Genomic DNA, 13,525 nt, shown 5'->3' on the forward strand with positions numbered 1-13,525 from the left:
AAGCATCAGTAAAAAACTCCCGCCCTCTGGCGGGAGTTGCTATTTAATTACGTTACGCCGGAGCTGACATGAAAACCAAACTTAACGAACTGCTTGAATTCCCTACTCCTTTTACCTACAAAGTAATGGGGCAGGCGTTACCTGAGCTGGTTGATCAGGTGGTTGAAGTGGTACAGCGCCATGCGCCAGGTGACTACAACCCAACGGTAAAACCAAGCAGCAAAGGCAACTACCACTCGGTATCTATCACTATCAACGCAACTCATATCGAGCAGGTTGAAACTCTGTACGAAGAACTGGGCAAAATCGATATCGTCCGTATGGTTCTGTAATTCGCTTCTCCGTTACCCGGCCTCTGGTCGGGTAACTCCCCTCCCCTCGCTGTGATATAATTTTCCCCACTTTTACTCATTCTCCACGGAGATGCCGTTTTGTATCAGGATAAAATTCTTGTCCGCCAGCTCGGCCTTCAGCCTTACGAGCCTATTTCTCAGGCTATGCATGAATTCACCGATACCCGTGATGAAAATACCCTTGATGAAATCTGGTTGGTTGAACACCATCCTGTATTTACCCAGGGACAAGCAGGTAAAGCGGAACATATTTTAATGCCGGGTGATATTCCGGTGATCCAGAGCGATCGCGGCGGCCAGGTAACTTATCACGGGCCGGGGCAACAGGTGATGTATGTGTTGCTTAACCTCAAACGTAGGAAGCTGGGCGTGCGTGAACTGGTGACCTTGCTCGAACAAACGGTAGTGAATACCCTGGCCGAGCTGGATATTGAAGCGCACCCTCGGGCTGATGCTCCAGGTGTCTACGTTGGGGAAAAGAAAATTTGTTCGCTCGGATTGCGTATTCGCCGCGGCTGTTCATTCCACGGTCTGGCATTAAACGTCAATATGGATCTTTCGCCATTTTTACGTATCAACCCTTGTGGTTATGCCGGGATGGAAATGGCAAAAATATCACAATGGAAACCTGATGCGACCACCGATAATATTGCACCACGCTTACTGGCAAATATTTTAGCGCTACTCAAAAATCCTGACGTAGAATATATCCCTGCTTAATTCCCCCTCATTAATGACCCAAATCATATTGGGTCATTGTAGTCAGCGTGTTCCAATGCTTCGCGGGGAACTGATGCTATCGAATGTGTTTTGAAAAAGTATCGTTACATAGCGTTCACAGCGCAGAACGATAAAATGGCACAAACCAACAACAATTTTACATTTTCGCGACCGCTTTGGCTGCTTTCTGGGCCGTTTCAATGATATACTGCCAGTCGTTAATTCAAAAATAGTTGATAATTACAACAATCCATTGAATTGAAACGCTTTCCTTCGTAATTCGCAACTGGAACACGCACGCTATGAGTAAACCCATTGTGATGGAACGCGGTGTTAAATACCGCGATGCCGATAAGATGGCCCTTATCCCGGTTAAAAACGTGGCAACAGAGCGCGAAGCCCTGCTGCGCAAGCCGGAATGGATGAAAATCAAGCTTCCCGCGGACTCTACACGTATCCAGGGCATCAAAGCCGCAATGCGCAAAAATGGCCTGCATTCTGTCTGTGAGGAAGCCTCCTGCCCTAACCTGGCAGAATGCTTCAACCACGGCACAGCAACGTTTATGATCCTCGGCGCCATTTGTACGCGCCGTTGTCCGTTCTGTGACGTTGCCCACGGTCGCCCGGTCGCCCCGGATGCCAACGAGCCGGTAAAACTGGCGCAGACCATTGCTGATATGGCGCTGCGTTATGTGGTTATCACCTCCGTTGACCGCGATGACCTGCGCGATGGCGGAGCCCAGCACTTTGCGGATTGCATTACTGCCATCCGGGAAAAAAGCCCGGAAATCAAAATCGAAACTCTGGTGCCGGATTTCCGTGGTCGTATGGATCGCGCGCTGGATATTCTGACCGCCACGCCGCCAGACGTGTTCAACCACAACCTGGAAAACGTACCGCGTATTTACCGTCAGGTACGCCCGGGCGCAGATTACAACTGGTCGCTAAAACTATTGGAACGCTTTAAAGAAGCGCATCCGGAGATCCCAACCAAATCCGGTTTGATGGTGGGACTGGGTGAAACCAATGAAGAGATTATTGAAGTCATGCGCGATCTGCGCCGCCATGGTGTAACCATGTTGACACTGGGGCAATATCTGCAGCCAAGCCGCCATCACCTGCCGGTACAACGCTACGTTAGCCCGGATGAGTTTGATGAAATGAAGGCCGAAGCGCTGGCGATGGGCTTTACCCATGCTGCATGCGGTCCGTTTGTCCGCTCTTCGTACCACGCCGACTTGCAGGCGAAAGGGATGGAAGTTAAGTAATCGCGTAATAATTGCTTACATCTGTCTGATAAAAAACCCGCTATCTGAAGCGGGTTTTTTTATCGAACAAGATATTGAGGGAGCGTCCTGCTCGCCACGTCACTCTTTATGAGAGAGCTTTTCAGCCTGAATATCAACGTCTGCGCCTTTTTTAGCCGCAGCGTCATCATCATTCATCGCTTTCTTGAACCCTTTAATGGCCGCTCCCAGGTCTCCGCCCAGCGTACGTAACTTCTTAGTCCCAAACAGCAGAACGACCAGCGCCGCAACTACCAGCAGTTTGGTAATACTAATCTCACCCATAGATACCTTCTTGACATAAAACTGGCAACAGAACGCGCCTTAAAAACCAGAGAATATTAACGGTCATTCGACGCGCGCACACAATAGCAATCTGTAACAAGGTGAATCAAGCGCCGAGTAAAAAAACATCATAATAATTGCGGCGGCGCAAAGCGACGGTTGTTTAAGACGGGAAGTTGCGCGCGCACCTGACGCACACGTTCGGGCGTCACTTCCGCCATAATGAGTGCAGGCATTTCTGCCGCTGCCGCAATGGTGACGCCAAAGGGATCTATAATCCGGCTTTGCCCGATATTTTTGTTCCCGCACTCCCCCGCTGCCACCATATAACAGGTGGTATCCAGAGCACGAGCGGCTAGCAAGGTTGACCAGTGGTGCTCTTTGAGTGGCCCGCGAACCCAGGCCGCTGGCAGGATCAGGATTTCCGCCCCCTGTAATGCCAGGGCTAATGCCAACTCTGGAAAGCGTAAATCATAGCAGGTCATCAGCCCCACTTTCATGCCTTCAACCTCCAGTAAAGGGGCTATTTCATCACCTGCATCCACATGGCGCGATTCCTGAATGGCAAACGCATCATAGAGATGCAATTTGGCATAGTGGGCGACAATTTTCCCCGCCTGCAGCGCCACCAGCATATTCCACGCGCGCCCAGGGGTTGAGGGAACATGAATCGTCAGAATCGTCGTCATCATGTTACGTTTACTTTCCCGCAGTAAACGTTCGAGGAATTCCCCTTCCAGCAACTGTGCCGATTTAACTGACAAATTCGGGTCAAGATCGTCGCGCGCCAGAAGCGCTTCCGGCAGGACAAACAGCGATACGTCGTTTTCCGCCGCCTGTGCCATTAACGAGGCGCAAATCTCAGCGTTCTTTTCCCATATTGATGTAACAGCAAATTGTCCTGCGGCAACCAGCATTGCCACCTCCTGTCAGAGTTGTAAAATTCGCCAACGACGAATATTCGGCGTTAAACTTATCACTCATACAAATCAAATAGCAGGATTTAGCTGTGTTACAACTCCTTTTAGCAGTTTTTATTGGTGGTGGTACGGGAAGCGTGGCGAGATGGATGTTAAGTATGCGGTTTAACCCACTGCACCAGGCTATTCCACTCGGAACTCTGGCAGCAAACCTGATTGGGGCATTTATCATAGGAATGGGGTTTGCCTGGTTTAGCCGCATGACTAATATCGATCCGGTGTGGAAAGTATTAATCACCACTGGTTTTTGTGGCGGGCTAACGACTTTCTCAATCATTTTCGGCAGAAGTGGTGTTTTTATTGCAGGAGGGGCGTTTTGGCTGGGCGCTACTGAACGTCTTCGTTAACCTGTTAGGTTCCTTTGCCATGACCGCACTGGCTTTTTGGCTATTTTCAGCATCAACCGCACACTGAAGACCAAAAAAAACCCGCTGAATAAGCGGGTTTTGAATTCTTGCTGACGTATCTTACAGAGCGATTACGTTTGCAGCAGAAGGGCCTTTGGCACCGTTAGTGATTTCGAACTCTACGCGCTGACCTTCAGCAAGAGTTTTAAAACCATTAGTCTGGATTGCAGAGAAGTGTACGAACACATCTTTGCTGCCGTCTTCCGGAGTAATGAAACCGAATCCTTTGGACTCATTAAACCACTTAACGTTACCTTTAATCTTAGACATCAAAATTACCTTTACATGAAAAATAGACACAAATGCTGTGTCGGTTACCAGTACACCAATTGTGGTACGCTTTGTCCAGTGCAACTTTACGAAAAAGTGATAAAAGTCGCGTTATTTTTGATGTTAATTTCATTACATACTGATTTTTAAGGTTTTTATTAAAACGTGACTTGTCTAAAACTGAAACCGCATCCAAGCAAAATAAACATTGCCATTGTTGTAAGTGCCAGGGATATAGGTCATCTGAAAAGTTGCAGGGCCATAGCCCACAGAAGCCAATGGCAGTATCAGCGGAACAGGTATGTAGTTCCAGTTATCACGCGCCATCACACCAGCGGTGAATCCCAGACCGACATGAAAGTTTTCATCGGCAAGCGGTCGCCAGGTACTTTCCCAACCGTATCCGGCAATGGGCTCCCATTTATTCCACGAATCCTTAAACGCCATCGCGTACAAACCGTGCCAGTTGCCTTTCTCATCCCAACGCGACTGACCAAAACCGCCACCCCACGGTCTTTCGTTGTAGCGATCGGTTTTTTCTTTGTCATAAGCGAAACGTGCATGCCAGGTAATGGCGGGAATATACAGATCATAATGTTCTGGCCGCAGCCAGGTTTCTGCGACATTATCTTTAAATGTCGCAATCCATTGCTCTGCACTAGCAGAAACTTCTTCAATGCTGATTAACTGAATAAAAGTAAAGGAAAATACGGTAACACATTTACTAGCGCCCATTAGCAACCACAGAAAACTTATCAAAAATATATTACCAGCATAGCCAAAGAAAAATAAATACAACCTTAACAAGGCAAACATAAAGAATAATCCGAGTGTCTGAAAAAATTTATTTCATGAAATTTACTAATAAAACCATCGGATTATTCCGGAGACTAAGAAATATTTTCAGCTAAAGAACAACTCATGCAAATAAAAGTTACACCCATAAAAATAATTATCATTCATTTATTTTTCAATTAGATACAATAAACCATCAATAAAGTCATTGTTTGCATTGCCACATGATACGCATACAAGATTATTTTTTGGACGGACAAAATACCACAAAATAATTAACAAAATCGCATCAATTATTCATCAGTTTATAAACATCACCATGTTGTAATTACTCCCCCTAAAATAAATTTTGTTATCCAGGTATAAAAACAACAACATCAATGTCTTAATGACAGCTTTCTTGATTTCAATCAGCATCCGATGTCAATTTATTCGGCATATTTTTTTCTTATTTTAGGACTTTTTTATTATTTATTGTAGATTCTGGAGACAGGAAAGAATATGCAGACATTTATTGAACTCCTTATTGGGGTTGTCGTTATTGTGGGTGTAGCTCGCTACATCATTAAAGGGTATTCCGCCACCGGGGTGCTATTTGTTGGCGGCCTGCTACTGCTGATCATCAGCGCTATAATGGGACACAAAGTTTTACCTTCCAGCCAGACTTCCACTGGCTACAGCGCCACAGATATCGTTGAATACATTAAAATATTACTGATGAGCCGTGGCGGCGATCTCGGCATGATGATCATGATGCTGTGTGGCTTTGCCGCTTACATGACCCACATTGGCGCAAACGATATGGTTGTCAAACTGGCATCAAAACCGCTGCAGTACATTAACTCCCCTTACCTGCTGATGATTGCCGCCTACTTTGTCGCCTGTCTGATGTCACTGGCAGTCTCTTCCGCAACCGGTCTTGGCGTTTTACTGATGGCAACGTTGTTCCCGGTGATGGTGAACGTTGGTATCAGTCGCGGCGCGGCAGCTGCCATTTGTGCCTCACCAGCAGCAATTATTCTCGCACCAACATCTGGTGATGTGGTGCTGGCAGCACAGGCTTCTGAAATGCCGCTGATTGACTTCGCCTTCAAAACAACACTTCCTATCTCAATTGCCGCGATTATCGGCATGGCGATTGCCCACTTTTTCTGGCAGCGTTATCTGGACAAAAAAGAGCACATCTCTCATGAAATGTTAGATGTCAGCGAAATAACAACCACCGCGCCCGCGTTTTACGCCATTCTGCCGTTTACACCGATCATTGGCGTGCTATTTTTTGACGGCAAATGGGGTCCGCAATTGCACATCATCACCATTCTGGTGATCTGTATGCTGATTGCCTCTGTTCTGGAATTTCTTCGCGGCTTTAATACGCAAAAAGTCTTTTCGGGCCTCGAGGTAGCTTACCGCGGCATGGCTGATGCCTTCGCTAACGTAGTCATGTTATTAGTTGCCGCAGGGGTTTTCGCTCAGGGCCTTAGCACCATCGGCTTTATCCAGAGCCTGATCTCAATCGCCACCTCGTTCGGTTCGGCGAGCATTATCCTGATGCTGGTGCTGGTTATCCTGACAATGCTGGCAGCAGTCACCACGGGTTCCGGCAATGCGCCTTTCTATGCCTTTGTTGAGATGATCCCGAAACTGGCACACTCTTCCGGCATTAACCCGGCGTACCTGACAATCCCGATGCTGCAGGCGTCAAACCTGGGGCGCACGCTTTCGCCAGTCTCTGGCGTGGTGGTTGCCGTTGCGGGGATGGCTAAAATATCACCTTTTGAAGTGGTTAAACGCACCTCGGTGCCGGTGCTTGTTGGGCTGGTGATTGTCATTGTGGCTACAGAGTTGATGGTGCCCGGTACTACCGCCGCGGTTGCTGGTAAGTAATTTCCCAGGCCGGAGGAGCGCATCCTCCGGCACCCTCTTCATCCGCTGTGGTAAATGCGCTGCGGCCGGCCGACTTTGCCGTGAACAATCTCGGCGATGATCAGATGTCGGCTGGCGCAATATTCAAGATAACGTCTCGCGGTGGTGCGGCTTATGGTCAAAGCCTGCGCTACTGTCTCAGCCGTATGTTGCACACCAGGCTCCTTGAACAGTTTTCTCACTGCGTTTAGCGTCAACGCGTCAATGCCAGTTGGCAGCTCATCCTTTGGTTCACCGCGAGCGTAAGCGTTGAACATCTCATCAATTTGCTTCTGACTGGCGCTATCAATACTTTCCAGCATGTGTCTACGCTGGCGATAACGAGTTAATGTCTGCCCCAGACGCTCATAAGCGATTGGCTTGATTAAATAATCAAACACACCGCAGCGCACAGCCTCAGATACCGTTTCCATATCGCTGGCGGCAGTGGTAAACACCACATCGCCGGGGTAATGCGTCTGCACCAACTCATGCAACAAATTAATGCCCCTACCATCAGGAAGATAGTTATCCAGCAAGATAAGCCCCGGCTTAAAACGCTCAATCATCATTCGGGCCTGCGCCAGGTTTCCCGCCAGCAATATCTGACTGAAGCCGGGAATGTGACGAATATATTCCGCATGCATTTCTGCCAACGGTGTTTCGTCCTCAACGATCAATAGGGTTAATGGAGCTGTCATCAGGTTTCACTTTCGGAATATAGATTGAAAATAAAGTACCGCAGGGATCATTCTCTTCGAGAGTGATAACTCCACCGCAGCGCGTTACATAGCTGGCAATAAGATACAACCCAATGCCATGCTCACCGGGTTCATCAGCACGCGTACTGACGCCCTGCTCAAATATTTTGTCGCGAAGAGACTCTGGAATGCCGCAGCCCTGATCGGCCACTTCGATTACCACGTCGTCGCCTTCATCGCTCAGGTATAATTCGACTGCCTTATTCCCTTTATCACTATGCAGACTGGCTTCGAAGGCATTATCGAGTAAGTTGCCCACTATCGCCGCAAATTCAGTGCTGTCCAGCCCTTGCGGCAGTTGTGAAAGTTGGCTGCCTGGAACAATCGTCATTTTTAGCCCCAGCTCCCGGGCGCGCTGCACTTTACCAAAAAGAAGCCCCGCCACCTGGCGATCGGCAAATGCTTCACGCAGACTATCAATAAGTTGCTGCTGAGCCTGGGACTCCCCCTGAACCATCGCCAGCACACGATCATACTCTTTCATCTGCAACAGACCATTGAGCGTAGACATCCAATTGAGATGTTCATGACGTAGTGTGCGCAGGCTTTCAACATATTGTTTAATTTGCGTCAGTTGCGCATTAAGGGTAGATATTTCGTCTTTACTACGAAAACTAATAATTGCACCTAGCAAATCATCACCAGAACGAATAGCTTCACGGTTAGCAATAACGCTCAGACCATTAAAATTCGCCACCACATCCTGACGTTTTTCATCAATTTGTTCGGTAAAAAAATCAGCCGGTCTAACAACCTCTGCAATAGGTCTGCCCAGCCACTGCCGTCCGGGAGAACTCAGCCCCAACATTTTTCTTGCATTGCGGTTGATGGCAGTAATATGCCCATACGGGTCCACCGCAATCAGCCCTTCATAAACCGAACTAAAAAGCGCCTCTTGCTGGCGGACCACGCGCGCAATCTGCTTTGGTTCCATACCCATCATCTGGCGGCGGATATGCGCAGCTAAGAACCACGACAGCAGCATCAGAATGCCTAACAGCACGACAAACACACCCACCATCGGTAATAAAAACTCAGCCCGCCAGCTATCGATTTTACTCACCAGATACCCCACCGACACCACGCCGATGACTTTGCCATCGTCATCAAAGATCGGCGTTTTAGCGCGCATTGCCATACCTATCGACCCTTTGCCGGTGATGAAGTAACTCTCCCCTCTTTCCAGCGCTCCCGGTTTGGTAAACTGCATGGGGTAGCCAATTTTTTCCGGATTAGGATGGTAAAGGCGGATCGAATCCCGGTCACCAATCACCACATAATCGAAGTCGGTATCTCTTTGCAATTTGTTGGCAATAGTAGCCAGTCGTTTGTAGTCACGCGTTTTCACTGCGGTGATGATACTGTCATTGGAGGCAATAATTTTCGCTTGATTCATTGCCATATCACGAACATGAAGCGTTAAATAGTCCTCAAAGCTGGCCGTAAAATATTGCGCCAACGCAGCGATGACAAATATCGAGAACACCAAAATCAGCAAAAAAATACGCAGCGGGAACGCCAGTCGTTGGAAAAAAGCAAACTGTTTATTCTCATTAAGCTGCAACATTGTTTTCCTTGCGGGGTAAGCCCTGTTTTTTGGCGGATGTAATTAAAATGTTGAATCTCGATTTATAAATATCAAATATGATCGTGACAAATTTCATTCATTAAATCAATTAAATCAATTAAACCTATGGGTCAATTCGTAATTACATTAATTAAAAAACTTAAAACCATTAAATAAATAAAAAACCACTAACTCTATGTGAAATAAATCAAAATTTCACGATGCAATACTCCTTAGGATGTATGGCGAAAGGAGAAACAGAAATACCTCACTCACAGCCCTTTCTCTCAACTGAAAATAAAAGGTTATCAATTTGCTACATCGAACAACATTTGTTGCAAACCGATAACAACATGCACCTTCAGGATACTATTTATTATGTTCGGCAATGATATTTTCACCCGGGTAAAACGTTCAGAAAATAAAAAGATGGCGGAAATTACCCACTTTCTGCATGAAAATGATTTGAGTGTTGACACCACGGTCGAGGTATTTATTACCGTAACCCGTAACGACCGCCTTATTGCCTGCGGCGGAATTGCCGGAAATATCATTAAGTGCGTCGCTATCAGTGAATCGGTTCGCGGTGAAGGACTGGCACTGACATTAGCCACCGAACTGATAAACCTCGCCTATGAACGGCACAGCACGCATCTGTTTATTTATACCAAAACCGAATACGAGGCGCTGTTCCGTCAGTGCGGTTTCTATACGTTAACCAGCGTACCTGGCGTGATGGTGTTGATGGAAAATAGCGCCACACGTCTGAAACGCTATGCCGAATCGCTGAAGAAATTCCGTCATGAAGGGAAGAAGATTGGCTGTATCGTCATGAACGCCAATCCCTTTACTAACGGCCACCGTTATCTGATTCAACAAGCTGCGGCACAGTGCGACTGGCTGCATCTGTTTTTAGTCAAAGAAGATTCTTCACGCTTTCCCTATGACGACCGGTTAGATCTGGTGTTAAAAGGCACCGCCGATATTCCGCGTCTGACCGTGCATCGCGGCTCCGAGTACATCATCTCCCGCGCCACGTTCCCCTGCTACTTCATTAAAGAACAGAGCGTCATCAACCATTGTTACACCGAAATTGACCTGAAAATTTTCCGTCAGTACCTCGCGCCCGCGCTGGGCGTTACTCACCGCTTTGTTGGTACTGAACCCATTTGTCGCGTGACCGCCCAGTACAACCAGGATATGCGCTACTGGCTGGAAGCACCGACCATCTCCGCACCGCCCATCGAACTGGTTGAAATTGAGCGACTGCGTTACCAGGAACTGCCGATATCCGCTTCCCGGGTACGTCAACTGCTGGTGAAAAACGATCTCACGGCTATCGCGCCACTGGTCCCGGCACCCACTCTGCATTACTTGCAGAATCTGCTTGAACACGCCCGCCAGGACGCGGCAGTTCGTCAAAAGACCCCCGCATAAGAAACAGGTGAAAAATGAAAATAAACCAGCCCGCCGTTGCAGGCACCCTTGAGTCTGGGGATGTGATGATACGCATCGCCCCACTCGATACGCAGGATATCGACCTGCAAATCAACAGCAGCGTTGAGAAACAGTTTGGCGATGCGATTCGCACCACCATTCTGGACGTTCTCGCCCGCTATAACGTGCGCGGCGTACAGCTGAATATCGATGACAAAGGCGCACTGGACTGCATTTTACGTGCACGACTGGAAGCCTTGCTGGCGCGCGCCAGCGGTATCCCGGCACTGCCTTGGGAGGATTGCCAATGATTTCTGCTTCGCTGCAACAACGTAAAACTCGCACCCGCCGCAGCATGCTGTTTGTGCCTGGCGCCAATGCCGCGATGGTCAGCAACTCCTTCATCTACCCAGCTGATGCTCTGATGTTCGACCTCGAAGACTCCGTGGCGCTGCGTGAAAAAGACACTGCACGTCGTATGGTCTACCACGCGCTGCAACATCCGCTGTATCGCGATATTGAAACCATCGTACGTGTGAACGCGCTGGATTCTGAATGGGGCGTTAACGACCTGGAAGCCGTCGTTCGTGGCGGCGCAGACGTTGTGCGTCTGCCGAAAACCGATACCGCTCAGGACGTTCTGGATATCGAAAAAGAGATCCTGCGTATCGAAAAAGCCTGCGGTCGCGAACCCGGCAGCACGGGGCTGCTGGCGGCGATTGAATCTCCGCTGGGCATTACCCGCGCGGTGGAAATCGCTCACGCTTCCGAGCGTTTAATAGGTATCGCCCTCGGTGCAGAAGACTACGTGCGCAACCTGCGTACAGAACGCTCCCCGGAAGGAACTGAACTGCTGTTCGCTCGCTGCTCTATTTTGCAGGCCGCACGTTCTGCGGGTATTCAGGCGTTCGATACCGTCTATTCCGACGCCAACAACGAAGCCGGATTCCTGCAAGAAGCCGCCCACATCAAACAGCTGGGCTTTGACGGCAAATCGCTGATCAACCCGCGTCAGATTGATCTGCTGCACAACCTCTACGCTCCAACCCAGAAAGAAGTGGATCACGCACGCCGCGTCGTAGAAGCCGCTGAAGCCGCCGCTCGCGAAGGCCTTGGCGTCGTTTCCCTGAACGGCAAGATGGTTGACGGTCCGGTTATCGATCGCGCCCGTCTGGTGCTCTCCCGTGCAGAACTTTCAGGCATCCGCGAAGAATAAGGCAATCAAAATGACGCAGAAAATTGAACAATCTCAACGACAAGAACGGGTAGCAGCCTGGAATCGTCACGCTGAATGCGATCTTGCCGCTTTCCAGAACTCGCCGAAACAAACCTATCAGGCTGAAAAAGCGCGCGATCGCAAACTGTGCGCCAACCTGGAAGAAGCCATTCGTCGTTCTGGTTTACAGGACGGCATGACTGTTTCCTTCCATCACGCTTTCCGTGGCGGTGACCTGACCGTCAATATGGTGATGGACGTCATCGCGAAGATGGGCTTTAAAAACCTGACCCTGGCGTCCAGTTCCCTGAGTGATTGCCATGCGCCGCTGGTAGAACACATTCGCCAGGGCGTGGTTACCCGCATTTATACCTCCGGCTTACGCGGCCCACTGGCAGAAGAAATCTCCCGTGGCCTGCTGGCTGAACCGGTACAAATCCACTCCCACGGCGGTCGCGTGCATCTGGTACAGAGCGGCGAACTGAACATCGACGTTGCTTTCCTCGGCGTCCCGTCCTGTGATGAATTCGGTAATGCCAACGGCTACACCGGAAAAGCCTGCTGCGGCTCCCTCGGTTATGCAATGGTTGATGCCGACAACGCAAAACAGGTGGTGATGCTCACCGAAGAACTGCTGCCTTATCCGCATAACCCGGCGAGCATTGAACAGGATCAGGTTGATCTGATCGTCAAAGTTGATCGTGTCGGCGATGCCGCAAAAATCGGCGCTGGCGCAACCCGTATGACCACTAACCCGCGCGAACTGCTGATTGCCCGCAGCGCTGCGGATGTGATTGTCAACTCTGGCTACTTCAAAGAAGGTTTCTCCCTGCAGACCGGCACCGGCGGCGCTTCGCTTGCGGTAACCCGTTTCCTGGAAGACAAAATGCGTAGCCGCGATATTCGCGCCGACTTCGCCCTCGGTGGCATTACCGCAACGATGGTTGATCTGCACGAAAAAGGTCTGATCCGCAAACTGCTGGATGTGCAGAGCTTTGACAGCCACGCTGCGCAATCGCTGGCCCGTAACCCCAATCACATCGAAATCAGTGCCAACCAGTACGCTAACTGGGGCTCTAAAGGCGCATCGGTTGATCGTCTCGACGTGGTGGTACTGAGCGCGCTGGAAATTGATACCCAGTTCAACGTCAACGTGCTGACCGGCTCTGATGGCGTGCTGCGTGGCGCTTCCGGCGGTCACTGCGATACCGCAATTGCCTCTGCGCTTTCCATCATTGTTGCGCCGCTGGTGCGCGGTCGTATCCCGACTCTGGTGGATAACGTGCTGACCTGCATTACCCCAGGGTCCAGCGTCGATATTCTGGTCACCGACCACGGCATCGCTGTTAACCCGGCACGTCCGGAACTGGCAGAACGTCTGCAGGAAGCAGGCATTAAAGTGGTTTCCATTGAGTGGCTGCGCGAACGTGCGCGTCTGCTGACCGGTGAACCACAGCCGATTGAATTCACCGACCGCGTCGTTGCCGTCGTGCGCTACCGCGATGGCTCGGTGATTGACGTTGTGCATCAGGTGAAGGAATAA

At 49.5% G+C, this 13,525-nt stretch carries 14 protein-coding genes and 1 pseudogene; 9 read left to right on the forward strand and 6 right to left on the reverse strand.

All coding sequences use genetic code 11. The features are described 5' to 3' along the window. Window positions 1-68: 68 nt before the first annotated feature. The 3 genes from ybeD (at window position 69) to lipA (ending at window position 2,341) form a co-directional block, all read left to right on the forward strand. Window positions 69-332, forward strand: a complete 264-nt coding sequence (gene ybeD / locus FFT88_RS08490) for a DUF493 family protein YbeD (RefSeq protein ID WP_130206481.1) — start codon at window positions 69-71, stop codon at window positions 330-332. Window positions 333-431: 99 nt separating this feature from the next. Beyond that, on the forward strand, window positions 432-1,073 hold the full coding sequence (lipB, locus tag FFT88_RS08495; RefSeq protein ID WP_130206479.1) for a lipoyl(octanoyl) transferase LipB: 642 nt from the start codon (window positions 432-434) through the stop codon (window positions 1,071-1,073). 302 nt (window positions 1,074-1,375) lie between these two features. Further along, window positions 1,376-2,341 (forward strand): lipoyl synthase, encoded by a 966-nt coding sequence (gene lipA, locus FFT88_RS08500; RefSeq protein WP_000042625.1) that lies wholly within the window; start codon window positions 1,376-1,378, stop codon window positions 2,339-2,341. Between the two features lie 99 nt (window positions 2,342-2,440). Here the strand turns inward: lipA and tatE are convergent, their stop codons facing one another. Together tatE and FFT88_RS08510 are read right to left on the reverse strand one after the other, a co-directional pair. Further along, window positions 2,441-2,644 carry a twin-arginine translocase subunit TatE gene (gene tatE / locus FFT88_RS08505; RefSeq protein ID WP_064528973.1) on the reverse strand — a complete coding sequence of 68 codons (204 nt, stop codon included), beginning with the start codon at window positions 2,642-2,644 and terminating at the stop codon, window positions 2,441-2,443. Window positions 2,645-2,772: 128 nt separating this feature from the next. Then, entirely contained in the window at window positions 2,773-3,561 is a 789-nt protein-coding gene (locus FFT88_RS08510; RefSeq protein WP_135404611.1) for a deaminated glutathione amidase, read from the reverse strand. Window positions 3,562-3,653: 92 nt separating this feature from the next. Between FFT88_RS08510 and crcB the strand changes: the two are divergent. Continuing rightward, a pseudogene (gene crcB / locus FFT88_RS08515) lies at window positions 3,654-4,038 on the forward strand (fluoride efflux transporter CrcB). A gap of 53 nt (window positions 4,039-4,091) precedes the next feature. Here crcB and cspE read toward each other — a convergent pair. Together cspE and pagP are read right to left on the reverse strand one after the other, a co-directional pair. Continuing rightward, the gene (gene cspE, locus FFT88_RS08520; RefSeq protein ID WP_000034825.1) at window positions 4,092-4,301 is read right to left on the reverse strand and encodes a transcription antiterminator/RNA stability regulator CspE; all 210 of its coding nucleotides are present in this window, start codon (window positions 4,299-4,301) and stop codon (window positions 4,092-4,094) included. Window positions 4,302-4,475: 174 nt separating this feature from the next. Further along, window positions 4,476-5,036 (reverse strand): lipid IV(A) palmitoyltransferase PagP, encoded by a 561-nt coding sequence (gene pagP, locus FFT88_RS08525; RefSeq protein ID WP_135404664.1) that lies wholly within the window; start codon window positions 5,034-5,036, stop codon window positions 4,476-4,478. A 561-nt stretch (window positions 5,037-5,597) separates the two neighbouring features. Between pagP and dcuC the strand changes: the two genes are divergently transcribed. Further along, window positions 5,598-6,983: an anaerobic C4-dicarboxylate transporter DcuC gene (gene dcuC, locus FFT88_RS08530; RefSeq protein WP_130206471.1), complete on the forward strand. Its 1,386-nt coding sequence runs from the start codon at window positions 5,598-5,600 to the stop codon at window positions 6,981-6,983. Window positions 6,984-7,021: 38 nt separating this feature from the next. Here dcuC and dpiA read toward each other — a convergent pair whose 3' ends face one another. Both dpiA and dpiB read right to left on the reverse strand, forming a co-directional pair. Then, window positions 7,022-7,702 (reverse strand): two-component response regulator DpiA, encoded by a 681-nt coding sequence (gene dpiA / locus FFT88_RS08535; RefSeq protein ID WP_130206469.1) that lies wholly within the window; start codon window positions 7,700-7,702, stop codon window positions 7,022-7,024. Next, the gene (gene dpiB / locus FFT88_RS08540; RefSeq protein WP_135404612.1) at window positions 7,671-9,329 is read right to left on the reverse strand and encodes a sensor histidine kinase DpiB; all 1,659 of its coding nucleotides are present in this window, start codon (window positions 9,327-9,329) and stop codon (window positions 7,671-7,673) included. The genes dpiA and dpiB overlap by 32 nt, the downstream gene beginning before the upstream one ends. A gap of 378 nt (window positions 9,330-9,707) precedes the next feature. Here dpiB and citC point away from each other — a divergent pair, with 378 nt between their 5' ends. Genes citC through citF form a run of 4 tightly spaced genes read left to right on the forward strand, consistent with a single transcriptional unit; the run spans window position 9,708 to window position 13,525 of the window. Continuing rightward, on the forward strand, window positions 9,708-10,766 hold the full coding sequence (gene citC, locus FFT88_RS08545; RefSeq protein WP_135404613.1) for a [citrate (pro-3S)-lyase] ligase: 1,059 nt from the start codon (window positions 9,708-9,710) through the stop codon (window positions 10,764-10,766). Between the two features lie 14 nt (window positions 10,767-10,780). Next, entirely contained in the window at window positions 10,781-11,077 is a 297-nt protein-coding gene (gene citD / locus FFT88_RS08550) for a citrate lyase acyl carrier protein (protein WP_135404614.1), read from the forward strand. Beyond that, on the forward strand, window positions 11,074-11,982 hold the full coding sequence (gene citE / locus FFT88_RS08555; protein WP_000622357.1) for a citrate (pro-3S)-lyase subunit beta: 909 nt from the start codon (window positions 11,074-11,076) through the stop codon (window positions 11,980-11,982). The genes citD and citE overlap by 4 nt, the downstream gene beginning before the upstream one ends. A gap of 10 nt (window positions 11,983-11,992) precedes the next feature. Next, the gene (gene citF / locus FFT88_RS08560) at window positions 11,993-13,525 is read left to right on the forward strand and encodes a citrate lyase subunit alpha (protein ID WP_130219423.1); all 1,533 of its coding nucleotides are present in this window, start codon (window positions 11,993-11,995) and stop codon (window positions 13,523-13,525) included.

This window comes from Escherichia sp. E4930 (assembly GCF_005845405.1).
Taxonomy (GTDB): Bacteria; Pseudomonadota; Gammaproteobacteria; order Enterobacterales; family Enterobacteriaceae; genus Escherichia.

Coding starts and splice junctions, on each gene's coding strand:
- ybeD (WP_130206481.1), top strand. CDS start 69: ATGAAAACCAAACTTAACGAACTGCTTGAATTCCCTACTCCTTTTACC.
- lipA (WP_000042625.1), top strand. CDS start 1,376: ATGAGTAAACCCATTGTGATGGAACGCGGTGTTAAATACCGCGATGCC.
- tatE (WP_064528973.1), bottom strand. CDS start 2,644: ATGGGTGAGATTAGTATTACCAAACTGCTGGTAGTTGCGGCGCTGGTC.
- FFT88_RS08510 (WP_135404611.1), bottom strand. CDS start 3,561: ATGCTGGTTGCCGCAGGACAATTTGCTGTTACATCAATATGGGAAAAG.
- cspE (WP_000034825.1), bottom strand. CDS start 4,301: ATGTCTAAGATTAAAGGTAACGTTAAGTGGTTTAATGAGTCCAAAGGA.
- pagP (WP_135404664.1), bottom strand. CDS start 5,036: ATGGGCGCTAGTAAATGTGTTACCGTATTTTCCTTTACTTTTATTCAG.
- dcuC (WP_130206471.1), top strand. CDS start 5,598: ATGCAGACATTTATTGAACTCCTTATTGGGGTTGTCGTTATTGTGGGT.
- dpiA (WP_130206469.1), bottom strand. CDS start 7,702: ATGACAGCTCCATTAACCCTATTGATCGTTGAGGACGAAACACCGTTG.
- dpiB (WP_135404612.1), bottom strand. CDS start 9,329: ATGTTGCAGCTTAATGAGAATAAACAGTTTGCTTTTTTCCAACGACTG.
- citC (WP_135404613.1), top strand. CDS start 9,708: ATGTTCGGCAATGATATTTTCACCCGGGTAAAACGTTCAGAAAATAAA.
- citD (WP_135404614.1), top strand. CDS start 10,781: ATGAAAATAAACCAGCCCGCCGTTGCAGGCACCCTTGAGTCTGGGGAT.
- citE (WP_000622357.1), top strand. CDS start 11,074: ATGATTTCTGCTTCGCTGCAACAACGTAAAACTCGCACCCGCCGCAGC.
- citF (WP_130219423.1), top strand. CDS start 11,993: ATGACGCAGAAAATTGAACAATCTCAACGACAAGAACGGGTAGCAGCC.